Origin of the sequence: Gordonia sp. CPCC 205515, from assembly GCF_048537925.1 — a bacterium.
Classification (GTDB): Bacteria; Actinomycetota; Actinomycetes; order Mycobacteriales; family Mycobacteriaceae; genus Gordonia.
Window position 1 is genome coordinate 32,310 of sequence record NZ_JBCLVJ010000023.1, and the last position, 21,718, is coordinate 54,027.

General features: G+C 67.0%; 22 protein-coding genes and 1 riboswitch. Of the genes, 11 read left to right on the forward strand and 11 right to left on the reverse strand.

Annotated features, from left to right (window positions below; genetic code table 11):
* The first annotated feature begins 15 nt into the window (after positions 1-15).
* Genes AAFP30_RS27250 through AAFP30_RS27260 form a run of 3 tightly spaced genes read left to right on the forward strand, consistent with a single transcriptional unit; the run spans position 16 to position 2,452 of the window.
* Entirely contained in the window at positions 16-357 is a 342-nt protein-coding gene (locus tag AAFP30_RS27250; protein WP_419233190.1) for a UBP-type zinc finger domain-containing protein, read from the forward strand.
* Between the two features lie 19 nt (positions 358-376).
* A complete protein-coding gene (gene purT / locus AAFP30_RS27255; RefSeq protein ID WP_419233191.1) occupies positions 377-1,957 on the forward strand; it encodes a formate-dependent phosphoribosylglycinamide formyltransferase in 1,581 nt (526 codons plus the stop codon).
* Between the two features lie 15 nt (positions 1,958-1,972).
* A complete protein-coding gene (locus AAFP30_RS27260; protein ID WP_419233192.1) occupies positions 1,973-2,452 on the forward strand; it encodes a DUF456 domain-containing protein in 480 nt (159 codons plus the stop codon).
* 5 nt (positions 2,453-2,457) lie between these two features.
* Here the strand turns inward: AAFP30_RS27260 and AAFP30_RS27265 are convergent, their stop codons facing one another.
* Genes AAFP30_RS27265 through AAFP30_RS27275 form a run of 3 tightly spaced genes read right to left on the reverse strand, consistent with a single transcriptional unit; the run spans position 2,458 to position 5,383 of the window.
* Positions 2,458-3,303, reverse strand: coding sequence for an ABC transporter ATP-binding protein (locus AAFP30_RS27265; protein WP_419233193.1), 846 nt, complete (start codon positions 3,301-3,303; stop codon positions 2,458-2,460).
* A complete protein-coding gene (locus tag AAFP30_RS27270; RefSeq protein ID WP_419233194.1) occupies positions 3,300-4,379 on the reverse strand; it encodes a FecCD family ABC transporter permease in 1,080 nt (359 codons plus the stop codon). Before AAFP30_RS27270 ends, AAFP30_RS27265 begins: the two co-directional genes overlap by 4 nt.
* Positions 4,376-5,383 carry a FecCD family ABC transporter permease gene (locus tag AAFP30_RS27275; RefSeq protein WP_419233195.1) on the reverse strand — a complete coding sequence of 336 codons (1,008 nt, stop codon included), beginning with the start codon at positions 5,381-5,383 and terminating at the stop codon, positions 4,376-4,378. Before AAFP30_RS27275 ends, AAFP30_RS27270 begins: the two co-directional genes overlap by 4 nt.
* 194 nt (positions 5,384-5,577) lie before the next feature.
* On the opposite strand from AAFP30_RS27275, the gene AAFP30_RS27280 reads away from it, so the two are divergent.
* A complete protein-coding gene (locus AAFP30_RS27280) occupies positions 5,578-6,153 on the forward strand; it encodes a hypothetical protein (protein ID WP_419233196.1) in 576 nt (191 codons plus the stop codon).
* A gap of 231 nt (positions 6,154-6,384) precedes the next feature.
* Here the strand turns inward: AAFP30_RS27280 and AAFP30_RS27285 are convergent, their stop codons facing one another.
* A complete protein-coding gene (locus tag AAFP30_RS27285; protein WP_419233197.1) occupies positions 6,385-7,776 on the reverse strand; it encodes an FAD-dependent oxidoreductase in 1,392 nt (463 codons plus the stop codon).
* A 211-nt stretch (positions 7,777-7,987) separates the two neighbouring features.
* On the opposite strand from AAFP30_RS27285, the gene AAFP30_RS27290 reads away from it, so the two are divergent.
* From AAFP30_RS27290 to AAFP30_RS27300, 3 genes are read left to right on the forward strand one after another with little or no spacing between them, the layout of a single operon-like run.
* Positions 7,988-8,482, forward strand: a complete 495-nt coding sequence (locus AAFP30_RS27290) for a hypothetical protein (protein ID WP_419233198.1) — start codon at positions 7,988-7,990, stop codon at positions 8,480-8,482.
* Complete coding sequence (locus AAFP30_RS27295; RefSeq protein ID WP_419233199.1) at positions 8,479-8,892, forward strand: rhodanese-like domain-containing protein; 414 nt, start codon at positions 8,479-8,481, stop codon at positions 8,890-8,892. Before AAFP30_RS27290 ends, AAFP30_RS27295 begins: the two co-directional genes overlap by 4 nt.
* Positions 8,889-10,088, forward strand: coding sequence for an O-succinylhomoserine sulfhydrylase (locus AAFP30_RS27300; protein WP_419233200.1), 1,200 nt, complete (start codon positions 8,889-8,891; stop codon positions 10,086-10,088). Before AAFP30_RS27295 ends, AAFP30_RS27300 begins: the two co-directional genes overlap by 4 nt.
* Positions 10,089-10,095: 7 nt before the next feature.
* Here AAFP30_RS27300 and AAFP30_RS27305 read toward each other — a convergent pair whose 3' ends face one another.
* On the reverse strand, positions 10,096-11,040 hold the full coding sequence (locus AAFP30_RS27305; protein ID WP_419233201.1) for an ERCC4 domain-containing protein: 945 nt from the start codon (positions 11,038-11,040) through the stop codon (positions 10,096-10,098).
* Between the two features lie 8 nt (positions 11,041-11,048).
* Positions 11,049-12,161, reverse strand: coding sequence for an isochorismate synthase (locus AAFP30_RS27310; RefSeq protein WP_419233202.1), 1,113 nt, complete (start codon positions 12,159-12,161; stop codon positions 11,049-11,051).
* A 103-nt stretch (positions 12,162-12,264) separates the two neighbouring features.
* A riboswitch (SAM riboswitch) is annotated at positions 12,265-12,378 on the forward strand.
* 16 nt (positions 12,379-12,394) lie between these two features.
* Between AAFP30_RS27310 and AAFP30_RS27315 the strand changes: the two genes are divergently transcribed.
* Positions 12,395-13,705 (forward strand): aminotransferase class V-fold PLP-dependent enzyme, encoded by a 1,311-nt coding sequence (locus AAFP30_RS27315; protein ID WP_419233203.1) that lies wholly within the window; start codon positions 12,395-12,397, stop codon positions 13,703-13,705.
* Positions 13,702-14,148 (forward strand): hypothetical protein, encoded by a 447-nt coding sequence (locus AAFP30_RS27320; protein WP_419233204.1) that lies wholly within the window; start codon positions 13,702-13,704, stop codon positions 14,146-14,148. Before AAFP30_RS27315 ends, AAFP30_RS27320 begins: the two co-directional genes overlap by 4 nt.
* 10 nt (positions 14,149-14,158) lie before the next feature.
* Here AAFP30_RS27320 and alc read toward each other — a convergent pair whose 3' ends face one another.
* The gene (gene alc, locus AAFP30_RS27325; RefSeq protein WP_419233241.1) at positions 14,159-15,142 is read right to left on the reverse strand and encodes an allantoicase; all 984 of its coding nucleotides are present in this window, start codon (positions 15,140-15,142) and stop codon (positions 14,159-14,161) included.
* A 234-nt stretch (positions 15,143-15,376) separates the two neighbouring features.
* Here alc and AAFP30_RS27330 point away from each other — a divergent pair, with 234 nt between their 5' ends.
* Positions 15,377-15,823, forward strand: coding sequence for a MarR family winged helix-turn-helix transcriptional regulator (locus AAFP30_RS27330; RefSeq protein ID WP_419233242.1), 447 nt, complete (start codon positions 15,377-15,379; stop codon positions 15,821-15,823).
* Positions 15,820-17,520: an MDR family MFS transporter gene (locus tag AAFP30_RS27335; protein ID WP_419233205.1), complete on the forward strand. Its 1,701-nt coding sequence runs from the start codon at positions 15,820-15,822 to the stop codon at positions 17,518-17,520. The genes AAFP30_RS27330 and AAFP30_RS27335 overlap by 4 nt, the downstream gene beginning before the upstream one ends.
* An 83-nt stretch (positions 17,521-17,603) precedes the next feature.
* Here the strand turns inward: AAFP30_RS27335 and AAFP30_RS27340 are convergent, their stop codons facing one another.
* The 4 genes from AAFP30_RS27340 to AAFP30_RS27355 all read right to left on the reverse strand — a co-directional run bounded on the left by AAFP30_RS27340 (position 17,604) and on the right by AAFP30_RS27355 (position 21,674).
* Positions 17,604-19,217: an acyl CoA:acetate/3-ketoacid CoA transferase gene (locus AAFP30_RS27340; RefSeq protein WP_419233206.1), complete on the reverse strand. Its 1,614-nt coding sequence runs from the start codon at positions 19,215-19,217 to the stop codon at positions 17,604-17,606.
* A gap of 65 nt (positions 19,218-19,282) precedes the next feature.
* Positions 19,283-19,729 carry a MaoC family dehydratase gene (locus AAFP30_RS27345; protein WP_419233207.1) on the reverse strand — a complete coding sequence of 149 codons (447 nt, stop codon included), beginning with the start codon at positions 19,727-19,729 and terminating at the stop codon, positions 19,283-19,285.
* 41 nt (positions 19,730-19,770) lie between these two features.
* Positions 19,771-20,934 (reverse strand): glycerate kinase, encoded by a 1,164-nt coding sequence (locus AAFP30_RS27350; RefSeq protein ID WP_419233208.1) that lies wholly within the window; start codon positions 20,932-20,934, stop codon positions 19,771-19,773.
* On the reverse strand, positions 20,931-21,674 hold the full coding sequence (locus tag AAFP30_RS27355) for an SDR family NAD(P)-dependent oxidoreductase (protein ID WP_419233209.1): 744 nt from the start codon (positions 21,672-21,674) through the stop codon (positions 20,931-20,933). Before AAFP30_RS27355 ends, AAFP30_RS27350 begins: the two co-directional genes overlap by 4 nt.
* Positions 21,675-21,718: the final 44 nt, after the last annotated feature.

Below are 21,718 nucleotides of genomic sequence, written 5' to 3' on the forward strand. Positions count from 1 at the left end.
GGGATAATGGTGAACATGCGACTCTTCCGACGTTCCGCTGATCCCTCCGGTGGCGAGTCCACCCAGAGTTCCTCGGCCGGCGCGCGATGTGACGAACTCGGCACCATCGGCGTCGACGCGAACGACGACCCGGCGCCCCGTGACCGCCCGGACGTCTGCGAGGAATGCACCCAGCTGGGGGAGCACCACTGGTCGCACCTGCGGATGTGCCTGACCTGCGGACATATCGGATGCTGCGATTCCAGTCCACGACGGCACGCGACTGAGCACTTCGAGGAGACCGGGCATCCGGTGATGCGTTCGGCCGAGCCCGGCGAGGTCTGGCGGTGGTGCTACGTCCACGAGTTCATGGGGTGAGCCACGTAGAATTCGCCGCATGACAGCAGAGCCCCGTAACGCCGCGCCCACGCGTCTGGTGGGCCCGCCCGCGCTCCTCGGAACGCCGCTGAGTCCGACCGCGACCAAGGTGATGGTGCTCGGTGCCGGTGAACTCGGCAAGGAGGTGATCATCGCGTTTGCGCGCCTCGGCGTCGAGGTGATCGCCGTCGATCGGTACGAGCATGCGCCCGGCCAGCAGGTCGCCCACCACGCGGAGGTCATCGACATGACCGAGGCCGCCGCGGTGACCGCCCTCGTCGAGCGATACCAACCGCACTTCATCGTGCCGGAGATCGAGGCCATCGCCACCGATGCGCTCGTGGAGGTGGAGCGACGCGGTCTCGCCGAGGTGATCCCGACCGCGCACGCGGTGGTCGCCACGATGAACCGTGAGGGCATCCGACGTCTCGCCGACGAAGAGCTCGGACTCCCGACCTCCCCCTACCTGTTCGCGTCGTCGCTCGAAGAACTCGAGGTCGCCGCACAGCAGATCGGGTTCCCGTGCGTGGTTAAGCCGGTCATGTCGTCGTCGGGCAAGGGGCAGTCGGTGCTGCGGGCCCCCGCCGACATCGGAACCGCTTGGGAGAAAGCCGGTTCCGGGGCGCGAGTGGCCGGCGATCGGGTCATCGTCGAGGGCTTCATCGACTTCGACTACGAGATCACGTTGCTCACCGTCCGTGCGGTGGACCCGGTCACCGGACGCCTGGCCACCTACTTCTGTGCGCCCATCGGTCACCAGCAGGTTGGCGGTGACTACGTGGAGAGTTGGCAGCCGCACCAGATGAGCACCGACGCCCTCGGCTCCGCGACGTCGATCGCGGCCCGCATCGCCACCGCATTGGGTGACGGAAAGCTCGGTGGCCGAGGAATTTTCGGTGTCGAGCTGTTTGTCAAGGGCGACGACGTCTACTTCTCCGAGGTCAGTCCGCGGCCGCACGACACCGGTCTGGTCACCATGGCCACCCAGCGGCTCTCCGAGTTCGAGATGCACGCCCGCGCGATCCTCGGTCTGCCCGTCGACGTCACACTCGCCTCACCCGGTGCCTCCGCCGTCATCTACGGCCAACTCGATGAGCCCGCAATCGGATTCGAGAACGTCGCGCGCGCACTCGCGGTACCCGAGACCGACATCCGGCTCTTCGGTAAGCCGGAGAGCTTCCATCGGCGTCGGATGGGTGTGGTCACCGCGACCGCCGACGACGTCGCCACCGCCCGCAAGCGTGCGGTACATGCTGCGTCCCTGGTGAATCCGGTACCCGGACGGCCGTTCGAGGTGGCCGTCCCGCCGCCGCCGGCGGCGCAACCCGCGGTCCGCCGCGAAGCGCCGGCGCCGTCGCGCGGGGGACCGGCAGTGGCGCCGAATCCCGGTGCGCCGCGCGGCCCGATGCCGGGTCGCACCCCTTCGGGTCCACCGCCGCGCGGGCCGCTCCCGCCACGGGGTCCGATGCCGCCGCGGGGCAACGGACGGCCGCCGGGGCCGCCGGCCGGACGGCCGGGTCCGATCCCGCCGGGCACTCGCCCCCCGGGGCCGCCACCGGTCCGTCCCACCGACGGCGCCGATCCCGCTCCCGTCGACTGATTCGGCTGGACGGCAATGTCTTTCGTCGGCGAGGTGATCGTCGGGGTGGTCATCCTCCTCGGTCTGCTCGGCATCGTGTTCCCGATCCTGCCGGGCACCCTGCTGATCGTCGCGGCGATCGGGGTGTGGGCGTTCGTGGTCGGCGGCGGCGCGTGGGGTGTGTTCGCCGCCGCGACACTGGTGATCGTCCTCGGTGAGGTGATCAAGTACTTCCTCGCCGGCCGATCGCTGAAATCGGCGGGCATCCCGAACGTCACCATCGCCGTCGGCGGTGTGCTGGGCATCATCGGGTTCTTCGTGATCCCGGTGATCGGACTGTTCATCGGCTTCATCGTCGGCGCCTACGGCGCCGAACTCGTCCGCACCCGCAGCGGCGGATCTGCTTGGCGCGGAGCGATATCCGCCGCCAAGGCGGCGTTGATCACGATGGGGATCGAACTGTTCGCCGCGCTGATCGCGAGCGGGATCTGGCTGGGCAGCGCCTTCGTGTGGTGATCGGGTCAGGTTCGTTCGGCGACATGTGAGCCGAGCGGGATGATGATCGGGGCGCCGAACACCGGGTCCGCGATGATCGTCGACCGTAGGCCGAAAGCCTGGTCGAGGAGTTCGGTGGTGATGACCTCGCTTGGTGTGCCCGACGCGACCATTGCGCCGTCGGCCATCACGAACAGCGAATCGCTGTAGCGCGCGGCAAGATTGAGATCATGCAGCACCATCACCACGGTCTTGCCGTGCTCGGCGCGCAACGTCGCGACGAGATCGAGGACCTCCACCGAGTGCGCGAGATCGAGGTAGGTGGTGGGTTCGTCGAGCAGCAGCAGATCGGTTTCCTGCGCCAGCGTCAGCGCGATCCACACCCGCTGACGCTGCCCGCCGGACAGCGAGTCCAGTGGCCGGTCGGCGAGATGGGCGGTGTTGGTCTGCTCGAGTGCCCGCGCGACGGCGGCGCGATCGGCGTCGGACGTCTGCGAATACCAGTGCTGATGCGGATGGCGTCCACGGCTGACCAGGTCGACGACGGTGAGTCCCTCGGGCGCAACCGGATTCTGCGGCAGCAGGCCGAGCGTCCGGGCGACGGCCTTGGGGCGGATGGTGGTGATGTCGGCGTCGTCGAGATAGACGGTGCCCGAGCGCGGCGGCAACAGGCGGGCCAGCGCGCGCAGCAACGTCGACTTACCGCACCCGTTGGGGCCGATGATCGTGGTGACCGAACTGTCGGGGATGGCGATGTCGAGGTTCTCGATGATGAGCCGGTCGTCGTAGCCGACGCTCAATCCCTCGGCGCGTAACCTGCTGTGTGCTCTGAGGAACTTCCGGTTCGGTCGCTCTCCGGTTCCGGTGGTCATGCGCTCGCCTTCCGGGACATCGTGATCATGAGGTAGATGAGGAACGGGCCGCCCAGCGCGGCGGTGACGACCCCGACGGGCAGACCTGCGGGCAGCAGGGTCCGACACAGCAGATCGCCGCCGAGGACCAGGACCGCGCCGAGCAGTCCCGAGGCGAGCGGTGTGGGCACCGGGGTGCGGGTCAGGCGCATGGTGATCTGCGGGGCGAGCAGCGCGACGAACGAGATCGGTCCGGCGGCGGCCACACACAGCGCGGTGACCGCGACCGCAGCAAGCAACACCATGGTGGTGATCCGTCCGGCGTTCACCCCGAGTCCGCGGGCGATGTCAGGACCGAGGAACAGCACGCCGATGGGTTTCGCCAGCGCGACGACCATCACCACACCGATCACCACCGCCAGCACCGCCGGCCACACATCGGACCAGGTGGACTGATCGACCGAGCCCACCAACCACGTCTGCGCGCGGCCGGCTTCCTGGATGTCGGCGCGGGTCAACAGGTAGCTGGTCAGCGCCTGCAGCATCCAGGTGACGCCGACGCCGATGATGACGAGCCGGAACGGGTCGATGCCCGCGTTGGCCCGACGACCCGGCCAGGCCAGCAGGTACATGGCCGCGGCGGTGGCGAAACCGCCGATCAGCGCGGCCATCGGCACGCCGATGCCGGCGAACCAGGCGCCCCATGTGGTGGAGAACGCGATGGCGGCGACGGCCGCGGCACTCGCTCCGGCGGTGATGCCGAGGATGTCGGGCGTGGCCAGCGGGTTGCGCGCGATCGTCTGGGTGAGCGCGCCGGCCATGCCGAAGCCGAATCCGACCAGGAGCGCCACCAAGGCGCGCGGCAGCGTCACCTCGAACACGATCACGTTCTCGATGCGACGTCCGCCGCCGAGCAGGATGCGGGCGACGTCGATGGCGGTCATCGGGTAGTCGCTGATCGCGACACTCATCAGGAAGAACAGCAGGGTGACGAGCGCGGCGACGGCGACCGTGATCAGCATGCGCGGGCGCAGGCTCCACGGCGTGGTACCGGCGGTCACCGGATCCGGGGCGGAGCGCACCTTCTCGAGGGTCATACGGTGGCCAGCTTCCGTCGACGGACGAGCACGATCAGGAACGGCGCACCCACCAGCGCGAGCATCACGCCGACCTGCACCTCACCCGGCCGGGCGATCACCCGTCCGAGGATGTCGCACACCAGGATCAGGATCGCGCCGAGGAGCGCCGAATACGGGATGATCCAGCGGTAGTCGGGGCCGGTGAACGCCCGCGCGATGTGCGGCACGACGAGGCCGAGGAAGACGATCGGACCACAGGCGGCGGTGGCCGCACCGACCAGCAGCGTGATGGCGATGATGCCGATGATCCGGATCACCATCACCCGGGACCCGAGCGCCTTGGTCATGTCGTCGCCGAGGCTGAGGACGTTGAGGAAGAGCCCGCTGGCCAGGGCCAGGACCAGGCCCATCACGATGAAGGGGAGCGACGCCCAGAACACATCCATGCCACGGCCGGACGTGGCGCCGACATTCCAGAATCGCCAGGTGTCGAGGGTGACGCTGTCGGACAGCACGATGCCCGACGTCACCGCCAGGAGCAGCGCGGACAGACCGGTGCCGGCGAGGATCAGGGTCAGGGGGCTCGAGCCCGACAGGGCGGACAGTCCGAAGACCGCCGTCGCCGCGAGGAACGCCCCGACCATCCCGTAGAACATGAACCCGAGGGGACTCTGGACACCGAGGACGTAGACGCCGATGACCACGGCGCACGCCGCGCCGGCGTTGACACCGAGCATGCCGGGGTCGGCGAGCGGGTTGCGGGTGTGACCCTGGGTGACCGCGCCCGCGGCACCGATGGCCAGACCGACGACGAGGCCCAGCACGGTGCGCGGCACCCGGAGTTCTCGGACGATGCCGACGGTGTCGGTGGAACTCTGTGCGACGGGAACGGCCGCGCGGTTGAGCCAGAGCGCGTGCCAGACGTCGCCAAGGGCGATCGACCGGGTGCCGATGGCGATCGACGCCGCCACCGCGACCGCCAATACGGCCGTGAGCAGCACAATCCCGGCCAATCGACGCACGAAGGTAAACCTTACCAACCTCGAATTACGGTTCCTTGCTGCGGGCACGACGGCATAAAGTTTGCATAACGAAAAACCTGGGGATCCTGTGAATCCGCTGTGCTGTACGTAACGATGCGCTTGGGGTGGGTCGATAGTCCAGATGTGTTGTGGGTCCATCCAGCACGCACAAGCCGAGAACGAAGGAGAGTTCCATGAACACCTCGCTCAAGCGCACCGGGGCAGCCCTCTTGGCTGCCGTCGGCATCGCAGCCGGCGGACTGGCGGCCACCGCTCCGGCATCGGCCGCCCCGCCGAACCAGCCGCCGGGACAGGGAGGACCGCAGCAGCCGGGACCGGGTGGACCGGGTGGACCGCAGCAGCCGCCGCGCCCGCCGGCCGGCCCGGGTGATCTGCAGCTGACCGGCGGCATCAATTGCTACTGGAAGGGCTGGGGCCCCACCTGGGACAACCTGCCCGGCTGGCGTATGCACCGCTGGATGCAGGTCAAGAACATCGGCGGGTCGACGATGACCAACGTCCGCGTCTTCGAACTCGGCGGAGCGGAGACCTGGGTCTCGATCCCGCGTCAGCCGCGTGGCGTGCTGCGTGCCGGACAGAGCTTCCGGGCGATCGACACCACCTGGCGCGGCTGCTGGCCGTCGTCGGTGAGCGGCTACACGATCGGCTCGCAGACCGAGAACCTCGCGAACAACTTCGGGTTCTGGGCGAACGTGGATCAGCGTGACGGTAACCGTCTCCCGGTCCCGCGCGCCCCTCAGCCGAGGTAGTAGCGTCCGCCTCTGGCGGTGACGTCAGCCTCTGGCGGTGGTTGCGTCTTCCCGGCTGACGCCGGGAGTTGCGTTGACAGCGCCCCGAATTTCATTGACCGCGCCCATGACCCTCGGGTCGACCCGCCTTTTCGAGGCGGGATGGGCGCGGTCAATGAAATTCGGGGCGCTGTCAACGCTCTTCGGTTCGCTATCCGCCACATGTAGTGGCTGGCGGGTGAAGCTCGAGCGTTACGTTGGGTTGACCTTGCTGGGCTCGGAGGCCGCGAGCATGTCGTCACGCTCGACGACCTTGATCCGCTCACGTCCTTCAGCGGCACCGAGCTGACGCTCGTGCTCGTCGAGGCGGTACCAGCCGTCCCAGGTGGTGAAGGGGATGCTCTTGCCTTCGAGGAGTTCGATGACGGCGTCCTCGCCGGGCTTGGCCGGGTTGAGCAGCGCGTCGTTGGTCATGTCCTCGAGGATGCAGTCGACGGTCTCGTTGGCGTCGCCCTTGGTGTGGCCGATCAGGCCGACCGGTCCACGCTTGACCCAGCCGGTGGTGTACATGCCGGTGAGGTGTTGGCCCTCGTCGAAGACGCGTCCGGCCTCGTTCGGGATCACGCCGGCCTGCTGGTCGAACGGGATCTTCGGCAGGTTGTCCGACAGGTAGCCGACGGCGCGGTAGACGGCGCCGATCTCCCAGTCGGTGGTCTTGCCGGTGGCCTTGACGTTGCCGGTGCCGTCGAGTTCGGTGCGCTCGGTGCGCAGTCCGACAACCTTGCCGTTCTCGCCGAGGATTTCGGTGGGGTTCTCGAAGAAGTGCAGGAACAGCTTGTGGATCGCGCCCTGCTTGGGTTCGCGGATCGCGTAGTTCTCGATGATCGTGGCGACCTGGTCGGTGATCTTCGAGCTGCGACGCGCGACGGTCGAGCCCTCGTCGTACTCGATGTCCTCGGGGTTGACGATCACCTCGATGTTCGGCGAGTGATCGAGTTCCTTGAGTTCGAGCGGGGTGAACTTGGCCTGGGCGGGTCCGCGGCGGCCGAACACGTGCACCTCGATGGCCTTGTTGGCCTTGAGTCCCTCGTAGACGTTGGCCGGGATCTCGGTGGGCAGCAGCTCGTCGCCGGTCTTGGCGAGCACACGCGCCACGTCCAGGGCGACGTTGCCGACGCCGATGACCGCGACCTTCTCCTGCTCGAGCGGCCAGGTGCGCGGGAAATCGGGGTGTCCGTCGTACCAGGCGACGAACTGTGCGGCGCCGTAGCTGCCGTCGAGGTCGATGCCGGGGATGTCGAGGACCCGGTCGTCGGTGGCGCCGGTGGAGAAGATCACCGCGTCGTAGAGGTCCTGGAGCTCTTCCAGCGTGATATCGGTGCCGTAGTCGACGTTGCCCAGCAACCGCACCTGGGGCTTGTCGAGCACCTTGTGCAGTGCGGTGATGATGCCTTTGATGCGCGGATGATCCGGCGCGACGCCGTAGCGGATCAGGCCGAACGGGGCCGGCATGCGCTCATACAGGTCGATGCTGACGCCACGGTCTTTGACCGTGTCCGACTTCATCAAGGCGTCGGCGGCGTAGATCCCGGCGGGGCCGGCACCGATGATGGCAACCCGCAACGGGCGGCTGGTGTCACTCATTCCAGTAGATGCTTTCCGTGGCTCTCGTGGTGACCCTCGCAGGAGAGTCGCTGGTGAAGGCCGCCTACGCAGCCCTATCCCTTCTACGGTAGGCGCTCGACGCGCCTGAAGAAAATATACGTGTGAGGCTTACCTCACTTCGCGGCCGGTCCAGCGGGTTTGTCCGGACGCTCGATCGGGGCCGCGGTCGGCGGCCGATAGACTGCGCGGCATGTCACGAGGCCAGAAGGGGCGCGCGGAGGCGCAGCCACAAGAACCGGCCGACGTGGAACGGTCGTGGAAGGATGCGTGGCCGTTCTTCGTCGCCGCCGCGGTGGTCGTCGTCGCCGTGGCCGGCATCGGGATCTCACATCTGATCCGGCCGGCCGATGACCGCATGAGCGAGACCGCGCGAGTGCAGCACGCCATCAACGACGCCTACACCGCGCGCAACACCGCCGACTATGCGAAGTATCGGTCGGTGACCTGCGCCGCGGAGCTCTCGTCGGACACCTTTCCGTCCGAGCAGGAGTTCGTCGAGCAGAACCGCAGCTCCACCGAGGAAAACGGACACATCGTGATCCCGGAGATCACTGACCTCACCGTGACCGGGGAGCGGGCGACCGCGCAGGTACATTGGCATTTCGACGACAAGCCCGACGAGACGCAGGTGACCGGCGCGGTCGTGGTGCGCGAGGACGGGAATTGGAAGGTGTGTACGTCGTGAGCTATGCCGGAGATCTGACGCCGCAGCAGGCGTGGCAGAAGCTGGAGAACGAGCCCAAGACGGTCCTGGTGGACTGCCGGACGCGTGCCGAATGGTCGTTCGTGGGTATTCCTGACCTCGAAATACTGGGCAAGAGAACCGTTTTCGTCGAGTGGACGACCTTCCCCGAGGGTATGCCGAACGAGGCATTCGTCGAACAACTCCGCGAATCGGGCATCACCGACGACAACGAGGTGATCTTCATCTGTCGGTCCGGTCACCGCTCCATCGGAGCCGCCGAGGCCGCCACCGCCGACGGAATCCGCAAGTCCTACAACGTTCTCGACGGATTCGAGGGTGCCCTCGACGAGAATGACCATCGTGGCGGTGCCGGCTGGCGCGCCACGAACCTGCCTTGGAGACAGTCATGAGCAAGCAACTGCCCGAAGGCCTTTCGGCCGACACCCTCGCCGTGCGCGCCGGACTGGATCGGTCCGGGTTCTTCGAGACGTCCGAGGCGATGTACCTGACCAGTGGGTACGTGTACGACTCGGCCGAGGCCGCCGAGCGGGCCTTCACCGGTGAGGACCAGCGATTCGTCTACTCGCGCTACGGAAATCCGACCGTGCGGATGTTCGAGGAGCGGCTGCGTCAACTCGAGGGTGCCGAAGCCTGTTTTGCCACCGCCAGCGGCATGGCCGCGGTCTTCGTTGCGCTCGGTGCGCTGCTCAAGACCGGTGACCGGCTGGTCGCGGCCCGCAGCCTGTTCGGCTCGTGCTTCGTCGTCTGCAACGAGATCCTGCCTCGCTGGGGTGTGGAGACCGTGTTTGTCGACGGCGAGGATCTCGACCAGTGGGAGCAGGCGCTCTCGGTGCCGACGACCGCCGTGTTCTTCGAGACGCCGTCGAACCCGATGCAGAGTCTCGTCGACGTCGTCAAGGTCTCCGAGATGGCGCATGCAGCAGGCGCTCAGGTGGTGCTGGACAACGTCTTTGCCACGCCGCTGCTGCAGCAGGGCCTCGATATGGGCGCCGACGTGATCGTCTACTCGGGCACCAAACACATCGACGGGCAGGGGCGCGTCATGGGCGGCGCCGTCCTGGGTACCAAGGATTACATCGACGGCCCGGTGCAGACCCTGATGCGTCACACCGGACCGGCGTTGAGTCCGTTCAACGCATGGACGATGCTCAAAGGACTTGAGACCATGCGGCTGCGCGTCGACGCGTCGGTGGCCTCTGCGCAGCGGATCGCCGAGTTCCTGGAGCAGGATTCCCGTACCGGCTGGGTGAAATATCCGTTCCTGCAATCACATCCGCAGTACGAGCTGGCCAGGTCGCAGATGTCGGGTGGTGGCACGGTCGTCACCTTCGAGCTCGCCGACCGCGGCGGTGTCGACGGCAAGAAGCGTGCCTTCGAGGTGCTCAACGGTCTGCAGGTCATCGACATCAGCAACAACCTCGGTGACTCCAAGTCGCTGATCACGCACCCGGCGACCACGACGCACCGCGCGATGGGTCCCGAGGGTCGTGCGGCAATCGGTTTGGGCGACTCCGTGGTTCGGCTGTCGGTGGGCCTCGAGGGCATCGACGATCTGCTCACCGACCTGGATCGGGCGCTGGGCTGATACCCGGCTAGCCGTTGCGATCCTCGTAGGCTCGGCGGATCGCGGCCGGGATGCGTCCCTTTGTGGGAACCTCGAGGCCTGCGGCGCGCGCCCACTCCCGGATCTCGGCGGCCGTCGCGGCCGGGCCCGCGAGATCGGCCACGACGACATCGGTGCGTTGGTTGAGCTGCCACTCGTGACGTGCAGCGCCGAGCCACCGGTAGGTCCACTCCTCGGCCAGTTTCCGGTTGTCGCAGAACACGATCGGGACCATCGGGAATCGCACCTGCGCCTCGGCCAGGGCCTCGGCGAGCGACGCCCCGGCGACGTATTCGCGTTTGAAGACGGCGCTGTACGCGGATTCGACGACGACCGCCGCGCGATTGCAGGCGGCGAGATCCGCGAGTTGATAGGTCAGTTTTCCGGACAGCAAACCACCTGAGAGATCGTCGATGGACTTACGTTCGACCGTCGCGATCACGGTGTCGTCGTCGACGATCGCGTAGTCGCCTGCGGCAAGGCGGCGTCGCACCGTGGTGGCCTGCTGGTGGCCAAAGGTGTACGCGTATTTCTCGCCCGAGTCGACGACGATCTCGATGGACTGCCCATGTGCCCGCGCCGTCGGCAACGCCACATTCGGCCGGGCCTGCTTGGTGGTTCGGCGGGACTGCCAGAAGATCATCTCCCGGCCGCGGGCACGTGTGAGCACGAACTGTGACCGGTTCTCCCGGGCCCTGTCGATGACCAGGTCGATGGCTGCGCCACGCCGCGACACCGACCGCACCGGGAGTTGTTCGACGATCTCGGCATCGCGTGGCCACTCGGTCGCCCGGTGGCAGTAGACCTTGCTGGTTCGTGGCCACGTGTCCCGGACTTTCAGGATGATCCCATTGGGACCCAACGGGATCCGAACCAGATACGGGAGCGTAGACCCCTCCTCCGGATTGTGTGCGATCAGGAAGTCGTCGGGCATGGTCGACGTCAGTCGGCGATACCGAGCGCGTTGAGCACGGTGCGGAGTTTGGCGGTGGTCTCGTCGAGCTCGGCCTGCGGATCCGATTGCGCGACAATCCCTCCGCCCGCCCAGGTGCGCAGCGACCGCCGATCGGCGCCGAGCTGGAGGCAGCGGATGGTCACCATCCACTCACCGTCGCCCGCCTGATCGCACCAGCCGACTGTACCCGCATAGAGGCCACGGTCCCCCTCGATATCGGTGATGAACTGTGCCGCAGCATCACTCGGTGTGCCGCAGACGGCGGGGGTGGGCGACAGCAACAGCGCGAGATCCAGTGCGGTGACGGAGTCGTCTTGCAGCACACCGCGGATCGGTGTGGCCAGATGCCAGATCTCGCCGGTGGCACGGACCTCCGGTGTCGCCGGGGCATCCAGCTCGCGGCACAGCGGAATCAGTCGGTCGCGCAGATAATCCACCACAAAGGCGTGCTCGGCAAGATCCTTCGTCGAGGTGCGTAACGTCTCCGCCGCTGCCTGATCGGCCGCCGGATCGGCGGCCCGCGGCAGCGAACCCGCATACGGCTGGCAGGTCACGACGCGACCTTCCTTGCGCAACAACACCTCTGGGCTCGATCCCAGCAACCACGAGGCGTCACCCCACACTGCGCCGACATCAACGGCGAAAGCGTTGTGCTCGGCGTTGCCGTGCGCCAAGGCGTCGACGAGAGAGTCGACCTCTACATCGGGCTCGACGGTCAGATCGACCGCACGCGCCAGCACGACCTTGTCCAGGCCGCCGTCGGCGATCGCCTTGATGGCGCGGCCGACGCGATCGCGATGCTCGGTCCGCTCCGGTGAGAACGATCGCGACGTCACGGTGTGCGGACGCGCCGACGATCCCGGCACCGGGGCCGACGATCGCACCAGCGAGGCCGGCGCGACCAGGGCGCTGCGGCCGGCGCGGTCGAAGCCGATGGCACCGGTGATGGCGTCCACGGAGTGTGAGCGCAGGGCGTCGGCGGCGGCGTAGGCGTCGGTGAATGTCGTGCCGGCTCCGGTCGCACGCACAGTGCCGTGCGGGCGGGACAGGATGAAGACGTTCGCCTCCCCGGCGGTGTGGTCGGCAGCAGTCACGGTCATGGCTCCTACCGTACCGGGAGCAAGTGAGGGTACCCTCACCGGACTTTCGCGCACGGTGAGTGAAAATTGACACTCCTCGGCTCGATGGGCCAATCTTGGTGCAGGTCATGAGTGCCAGTGACAAGCCCCGGCTCGCTGGTCGGCAACCCTCCTCCGTGGTGGGGTGCTCCGGGTGACGACCTGGCCGTCGGTCGACCGACCACGGCAAGTGCGGATTCCTCAGGAGTATTGCCATGACTGCTGTCCTCTCGGCGCCCAGCGCCGTCACCTGCGACGATGTCGCCGTTGTACGTCCGGCCGCCCCGGCCATCGCGCCCCTCGCCGACGTGGCCGGTGCGACCGCACAGGTGCCGCTGTGCACCGGCGACACGGTGCGGTACGCGAACCTCGACTACGCGGCGAGCGCACCCGCCCTGACCGCGGTCGCGGCAGCGGTGACCGACGCGCTGACCGGTTACGCCAGCGTGCATCGCGGCGCCGGCCACCTCTCGCAGGTCACCACGCGACGCTACGAGCAGGCCCGCGAGACGGTGCGGGCCTTCGTCCGCGCCCGCACCGATGACGCGGTGGTCTTCACCCGCGGCACCACCGACTCGATCAACCTCGCCGCCCACATCACCGACGGTGACGTCGTGGTCCTCGATATCGAACACCACGCCAACCTGCTGCCGTGGTGCGCGCCGCGGCCCGATGGCTCCAGTCGGGCACGGATCGTGCGCGCCGCCGACACCATCGAGGACACCCTTGTCGCGCTGGAGGCCGAACTCGCGTCCGCGCCCGCCGCGCTGCTCGCGGTGACCGCGGCCTCCAACGTCACCGGCGAGGTGTTGCCGATCAGCCGGCTCGCCTCGATCGCGCATCGGCACGGCGCCCGCATCCTCGTCGACGCCGCGCAGCTCGTCGCGCATCGGCCGATCTCAGTGGTCAGTCACGGCATCGACTACCTGGTGTTCTCCGGCCACAAGGTCTACGCGCCGTTCGGTGCCGGCGTGCTCATCGGCCGTGCCGACTGGCTCGACGCGGCCGCACCGTATCTCGCCGGTGGCGGCGCCACCGCCGAGGTGGGCGTCGAATCCGATGGCTGCACCGACGTGCGCTGGCACACCGGGGCTGCGCGGCACGAGGCGGGTTCACCGAATGTGTTGGGTGCCATCGCGATCGCCGCGGCTTGCGACGAGCTCACGCGCGTCGGATTCGAATCGATCGGTGCGCACGAGGAGATCCTGCGGGCCTGCCTCGACGACGGGCTGTCGGGAGTCGACGCCGTCACCGCATTGCGCATCTTCACCGACTCCACCGATCGGGTCGGGATCGCCGGATTCGCCGTCGCCGGCCATCAGCCCCGTGCAGTGGCCGAATTCCTCAGTGACAGCGCGGGAATCGGGGTCCGGGACGGCAAGTTCTGCGCGCATCCACTGCTGAACCGCCTCGGGTACCGCGACGGTGCCGTGCGGGCCAGCTTTGGTGTCGGGACCGGTTCGGAGGACATCGATCGGCTCGTCGGCGCACTGACTCACTTGACCACGAAAGCGAGGATCGAATGACCGTCGAGTACCTGGCACCCACCGCCACCATCAGCATCGGCCGTCCGGCGCTGCAGGTGGCGATCGCGGGTGATCCAGCGGCGCAATCCTTTCCGATCGTCGTGCGGCGCTCGACGCTGCGCGAGGCCCAACGCGCCCGGTCGCTACTGCGCGCCGGCACCCACGATCCGGTGAATTTTGTTGTGGCGCTGGAGATCGAAGCGGCCATCGCGCCACATCCGGCGTCCGCGCGGGCCGCTGCGGCCCACGTCGTCGACGACGACTCGGACACCATCCGCTACGTCGGCACCGCGCGCGGACTGGTCTCGCTGATCCGCGACATCTACGCCGCCGAGGTCGCCGACGCGGTGATCGTCGTGCCGATCGACGGTTCGGCGACCGCCGCGCGAGTGCGCGAGCTGGTGATGCCGGAAGTGGTTGGGGTGCGGCGTCGGGTGGCGTGACGCTCGTCCCTCAGGCCTCGCCGCGCTCCCACTGTTCGAGGAGTGCGGCCTCGGCGTCGTCGGTGAGGGTGCCGTAGAGCTTGAAGCGCGCCATGCCGCCGTCGGGATAGATGTCCATGCGCGCCTCGGTCATCGGGCGGTCCGGATCGAGGACGAACCGATGCCGGGTGTCGGGCTGTAAGTCGGTGCGCGGCAACACGTCGAACCAGTCGCCGTCCTCGCCGTCGCGACCGCGGACGGTCGCCGAACCGGGGGAGTTGCCGAGGAACCAGCTGGTGTCGAGTTCGACGAGGCTCACCCGGCCGCGACCCGCGAGACGTACCTGGACCCAGTCGTTGCCGTCGTCGCGGCGGCGGGAGGTCTCCCATCCCTCGCCCATGTTGCGTGCTCGGCCGGGCATCAGCAGATTGTTGGGCGAGCTGTAGAACATGTTGGAGCAGGCGGTGATCAGCCCGCCGTTCTCCAGCGCGGCCAGGTCGAAGTGGCCGTAGCGGAAGAAATGTGGGTCCGGCACGCCGCGACCATGGACGCGGAACCGCGCCACGCCCCCGTCCGGATGCATGGTCAGCCGGACGTGGGTGAAGCGATTCTTGGCGTCCACCTTGAACGGGTTGCGGGTGTCGCCGTCGACCGCTACCCGGTCCACGATGGTGACCCATTCCGTGTGGTGGACAAGCTGTTCCACCGACGCCACGCCCTCCACCGCGGCGGCCTCCACCGAGATGAACGGCGGATAGTTGCCCTTGAACCACGAGGTGTCGACCACCACGCCGTAGACGACGCCCGGTGCGCCCAGTCGGACGATCGCCTGATCGACACCGGTGGCGCGGCGTCGACGGGTTTCCCAACCGTCGTAGATCTGTCCCTTGTGACCGAAGGTGGCCGGCTGATACTGCGCCGGCGGCGTCTTGATGAGGTTCTGGGCCTCGGCGAAGAGATCGTCGTTGGTCCAGACCACCGCGCCACCCAGATCTCGCAGGGCGAGGTCGGGCATGGACGTGAAATGGGGGCGGCTGCCGGCGGGGGCGGGTGGTTGGGGAGTCACGGTTTTTGATCGTAGGTAAGGGTTTGCCTCAATTCGAATCCAAGCGCATACTTGCACCGCGCAATTAGTTGCATCATGAAACTAATTGCAAAGAGAACGTAAAGAGATGCGGGGAGAAAGGGAGGCGCCACGGTGCTCGATCAGTCGGCGGTCGACGATTTGTTCGATGTGCTTTCGCGGTACATGCGCGTCCGGGACCGGGCGGTGCACACCACGTTGCGGACCGCCGACGGCGACTTCGAAACCGCGGCATTCAAAGGCCTGTTCCATCTCGACCGGCAGCCGATGCGATCCCGCGAACTCGCCGAAAGCCTCAATGCCGATCCGTCCACGGTGAGTCGGCACGTGTCGCAGCTCGTCGACCTCGGACTGGTACGACGCGAGGCCGACCCCGACGACGGGCGCGCCACCCTGCTGGTGGTGACCGACGCAGGTCGGGCGCGGGTCGAGTCGATGCGAGCGATGCGTCGGACCGCCATGGACCAGGCCATGTCGGACTGGACCGACGACGAGTTGCACACGCTGGTGCGGCTGCTCGGCCGGTTCGTCGACGCCGCGGAAATCGTGATGGCACCCCAGTGCGCCAAGCCGACCTCTTCTCCCACAGATTTTGTGAAAGGACAGCAATGACCGAGTCATCCGCGGCCGCACACGCGGCGCACGAGGAGGTCGCGGGGGCCGGGCTGACGCATCGTCAGATCCTGACGATCCTCGGCGGCCTCATGATGGGCATGTTCCTCGCTGCCCTCGACCAGACCATCGTGTCGACAGCGATCCGCACCATCGCCGACGACCTGCAGGGCTACTCGTTGCAGGCGTGGGTCACCACCGCATACCTGGTCACGTCGACCATCGTCACGCCGCTGTACGGCAAGCTGTCCGACCTGTATGGCCGTAAACCCTTCTTCCTGCTGGCCATCTCGATCTTCATCGTCGGCTCGCTGTTGTGCAGCATCGCGACGTCGATGTACGAGCTGGCGGCGTTCCGCGCCTTCCAGGGACTCGGTGCCGGTGGTCTGTTCACCCTGGCGCTCACCACGATCGGCGACATCGTGCCGCCGCGCGAACGCGCCAAGTATCAGGGCTACTTCCTCGCGGTCTTCGGCACCTCGAGCGTGCTCGGCCCGGTCCTCGGCGGCCTGTTCGCCGGTCAAGAGACCATCCTGTGGATCGCCGGCTGGCGCTGGGTCTTCCTGGTCAACGTGCCGATCGGCATCATCGCCCTCGCCGTCGTCTACCGGGTGCTCAACTATGACCAGCAGAAGGGCACCGGCGGGCGCACCGACTATTGGGGCGCCACCGCGCTCGCGGTCGCCGTCGCACCGCTGCTCATCGTCGCCGAACAGGGCCGCGTGTGGGGCTGGACGTCCGGACTGTCGATGCTCTGCTACGCGATCGGTGTGGTGGGGATCGCCGCGTTCATCTGGATCGAGCACAAGATGGGCGACGACGCGCTGATCCCGTTGCGACTGTTCAAGAATTTGGTCTTCGCTCAAGGCATCCTGATCTCGGTCATTGTCGGCGCGGTGATGTTCGGCGGCATCTCGATGCTGCCGCAGTACTTCCAGGTGCTGCGCGGGTCGAGCCCGATGGTCGCAGGCCTGCAGATGCTCCCGATGGTGGTCGGCCTGATGACCGGCTCGATCATGTCCGGCCAGTTGATCTCGAAGACCGGGCGCTACAAGATCTTCACGATCATCGGCTCGGTGCTCATCACGCTCGGCACGTTCCTGCTGCACACCGTCGGCACCTCCACTCCGGTGTGGCTGGTTATGGCCTTCGCCCTGCTGCTCGGCTTCGGTCTGGGCAACATGATGCAGCCGATGATGCTGGCGATGCAGAACATCCTGCCGCCCAAGGACATGGGTCTGTCCACGGGTACCGCGACCTTCTTCCGACAGATCGGCGGCACCCTGGGCGTGGCGGTGTTCTTCTCCATGCTGTTCTCGCTCATGGGCCCCAACATCAAGACCGAGATGACGACGGCCGCCTCGCAGCCCGAATACCGCACTGCCGTGGTGCAAGCCGCCCAGAGCGACGATGCACAGGTCAGCGGCTTCGCCAAGTCATTGATGGCTGCGTCACAGAATCCGGGTGCGGCGGCCGGGTCGTCGGACAGCGTGATGAGCGATACGTCGATCATCGAGAAACTGCCGCCCGAGCTGTCCTCGCCTATCAAGGAAGGCTTCGCCGACTCCATGGACCGCGTCTTCCTGGCGGTGTCGATCATGTCGCTGCTCGCGATCATCGGCACACTGACTTGGAAGGAGCTGCCCTTGAGGAAGGGAAAGCCAATTGGAGCGGCGGCAGAAAGTCAACTGACGTAACGCTGCGTACCCAACGGGACAGAACTACTCCCACTCGACCCAAAGGGCCGCTGGGCCCAATGCGTGCCTTACATTTGTGCTGGTTAGAGAGCCGCGATGCGCGGGTGCTCGGGCATCGGATCGAGGGATAGCCCGATCGGTCCCGGTGAGAATAGCGCCACGTCCATGGTCGGCAGGTCTGGGGCCACGTGCAAGGGGAACTCGGATCGGTCGAGGATGTCGCGCTGTAGGTCGACCCCCGGAGCGATCTCGACGACGGTGAGTCCTTCGGGCCGCAGTTCGAGGACGCACCGTTCCGTCACGTAGATGACTCGCTGACCGGTTTCCAGTGCGCGCTTGCCCGAGAAGGTGGGCGAGTCGACCTCGGCCACGAGTTTTGTGTGGGCGCCGTCGGAGCGGATCTGCAACGCACCGTCGTCGACGAGGATGTCGCGCCGCCCGGCCGTGAACGAACCGACGAACACGATCGCTGGCGCGCCCGACGTGATATCGACGAACCCGCCGAGTCCTGCGGTTACATGCCGCCGTTTGGGCAGGCTGTGCACGTTGACGTTGCCGTGCTGGTCGATCTCGAGGAACGACAGCAATGAGTGTTGAAATCCGCCGCCTTGCAGCAGGGTGAACTGGTCGGCGCTCTGCATGATGGCATCGGGGTTCTGCGATACGCCGAACACGAAGTCCAGCAACGGAACACCGCCGACCGCACCTTGCTCGATCACCCACGAGACGGCCTTGGGCATGCCTTCCTCAACGAGCACATGTGGCACGAGCGCCGAAACGCCGAACCCGATGTTCGCCGTCTCGCCGAATCGGAGTTCACGAGCGGCGCGGCGGGCCATGATCTTCTCCAATGAGAATGCGATCGGCTCCAGCGTGCTCAACGGGCGGCGGAGTTCGCCGGAGATTGCCGGATCATATTCGGTCTGGGTGGTCTGCAGCTGGTCGGGCGCGCGAACGATCGCATCGACGAGAATGCCTGGCACGCGGACCATTTGGGGACTGAGGCTGCCGCCCTCGGCCAGATACTTGACCTGCGCGATGACGATCCCGCCGTTGTTGTGCGCTGCGTACGCCAGATCCAGCGCCCCCAACGGTGAGGCTTCCTCTTCGAACGTCAGGTTGCCGTTGGTGTCGGCGGTCGTCGCACGGATGATCGCCACATCGGGCACGATGGCCTCATAGAAGAGCCACTCCTCGTCGTCGATCTCCTGAACGCGGACGAAGGCGTCGGGGGTCACGGTGTTCATCCGCCCGGCGCCGACCCGTGGGTCGACGAACGTCTCCAAACCGACTTTCGACAGCACGCCGGGCTGTTTCGCGCCGGCCGCCCGATGTATCTGAAACATGACCCCAGCGGGGAAGTTGTACGCCTCGACCTCGTTGTTCTCGATCATCTTCCATATGGCCGGGGGCTCCGCCGACGACGGCCCCGACGGATACGACCCGGCGACCACCCGGGACAGCAGTCCGGGCTGGGCGAGGTGATCGACGCCCTTGATCCCCCACATGTCGCCCGAGGCGATGGAGTGGATGCTGGTCAGATCTTGCGGTGAACGAGTCTCCCGGTAGCGCTCACCGATGCCGGCGAGCACCGCGTCCGGGCAGCCGAGGCCGGACGACGAACTGACCGTGACGGTGTCGCCGTCGTGGATGAGGTCTGCGGCCTGGCGGGCGGTGAGGATTCGGGGATTGTGCATTGCTGGGACTCCTGAGCAGCGCGTGGTGATCGTGACTGGATGGATGGGGTGATGCGGCCGACGGATCACGCAGTGTCGGGTAGGAACTTCATGACATGGGTGGCGACCATGCAGGTTTCGCCGCGCTGATTGGTGGCGACGACGGACGAGTACGACTTCTCGGCGTTCTCGTCGATGGTGTCGACCGTGTACGTGATGGTGACGGTGTCACCGATGAAGACCGGTGCCACGAAGCGCACGCGGTCATACCCGTAAGACACCGCGCGCCGACCCGCCCGGGCGGCGATCTCGGTAGAGGCGGTCGACGACAGCCCGAGGATCAGCACGCCGTGGGCGATGCGCTCCCCGTAGGAGCCGGCCTCCATATACGACCGGTCGATGTGATTGGGTGCGAAGTCGCCGGTGATGCCGGCGAACCCGTAGACGTCGTACTCCCCGACGGTCTTGGTGAACGTCGCGGTGTCGCCCGCGCACAGACCGCCGGCGTGGGTTCGTTGTGGCGATTCGGTCATGGTCACTCCTTATCTTGGGGCGTCGGTTGCTCGGGATCCATTTAGGAAAGCGCTTTCTCCGACGATACCCACACCGCCGCCTCCCGCGCGGCGATGTGCGCGAACTGCTGCGGGGCAGCGATGGCCCGCTCGGCCGATCCGGCGACCTCCGACAGTGAAACCGCCAAATCCGGCGCAGGAGCCGCGATATCGCCCGCGATCACCAGGTTGCGGACTCCTGCGGATCGGCATCTGTCGAGCACGGTGCCGACCAGCTTGCCCGTCAGCGACGTCGAGTCGAATCGGCCCTCACCGGTAATGACCAGGTCGGATGTGTCTATTGCGTCGCTCAGTTCAGTCAGTTCGGCGATCCGCTCAGCGCCGGAGTGCAGCGTCGCGCCCCACGCGCGAAGACCGAAACCGACGCCGCCCGCGGCACCGGTGCCGGGCTCGGAGCGGTCGATGTCGAAGACCGGTTCGGCCAGATCGGCGAAGTGTGCGAGCGCGCTGTCGAGATCGCGCCGCACCTCGGCGCCGGCACCTTTTTGTGCTCCGAACATGTGTGCGGCACCGGTACGACCGCACAGTGGTGCCGACGTGTCTGTCAGTACCTCAACACCGCCGTCGGGTGGCGACATCAGTCCGGAGGCGTCGATTGCGGCGATTCGCGTGAGATCGAGGGAGTCGGCGATGTCGAGTCGATGTCCGTACTTGTCGTAGACACACAGCCCGAGTTCGAGGAGTACGCCGATCCCGGCGTCAGTCGACGCCGATCCGCCGAGACCCACGACCAGGCGCTGACAGCCATGATCGATGGCCGACCGGATGACCTGCCCGAGGCCCCGTGACGTTGCACGCGTCGGTGCTAGCTCGGCCATCAGCGGCAGGCCGCTCGATTCGGCGAGTTCGACGACACCCACGGCGCCCGGAAGTTCGATCCATCGAGCCGCAACGGGTTGTCGATCGGGACCGCACACTGGCCGGCTGATGACGTGCTTGCGCGCCCGGGGGGCGGCCGCGGCGATCGCGTCGAGAGTGCCTTCGCCTCCGTCTGCTTGAGCGAGGACGGTGAGGTGATCCGCCGGCCGCGCCTCACGCCAGCCGTCGGCGATCGCGTGGGCGATCTCGTCGGCTCGGGCGCTGCCCTTGAACGAGTCGGGAGCGATGACGATATTCAGGCGGCGATGACCGATGATGGCCGCCCCTGGTCCGCTCAAGAGTGTCATGTGATCGAGTACCCACCGTCGACCGGCAGGACAACGCCGGTGACATACCGCGCGGCGTCGGAGACCAAAAAGGTCACCACATCGGCGACATCGTCGCCATCAGCGAAGCGCTGCAGGGGAATTCGGGCCAGCTTCGCCGCGCGGAACTCGGCTTGGCCGAGCACGTCCGCAGTCATCGGCGTCTCGATGTAGCCAGGGGCGACTGCATTGACGCGGACACCGTATTGCCCGAGCTCGACGGCAAGGCCCTTGCTCAGCTGAGTCAGTGCGGCCTTCGTTGCGCCATACGGCACGATGCCGGGAACGGCGCGATCGGCTGACAACGACGCGATGTTCACCACACTGCCCTTCGATTCGGACAGCGCCTTGGTCGCCTGCCGGACCAGCCGGAATGCGGCAGACACATTCACTGCCACCAGCTGGTCGAAGTCGTCGTCGGAGATGTCGATCGCGTCAGTCCTCTTCTGGATGCCGGCGGCGTTGACGACGACGTCGAGTCGACCCGTGCGGCCGATCGCCTCGTCGATCGCCGATTGACTCACCGACGCATCGGTGAGGTCGCCGCACACTCCAACCCCCTTCATCGGCTGCAACACGGAGTGCACCCGGGGATCGGCGTCGAGACCGATCACGAACATCCTGTCGCGGGCGAATGCGGCGGCGATCGCGGATCCGATGCCACCGGCGGCGCCGGTGACGATCGCGGTCTTGCCCGCCAGTTGGCTGTGTGAGTCGGCCATGGAGTCCTCTTTCCAAATAGTCGGCGGAGCAGTTGGGCCGCCCT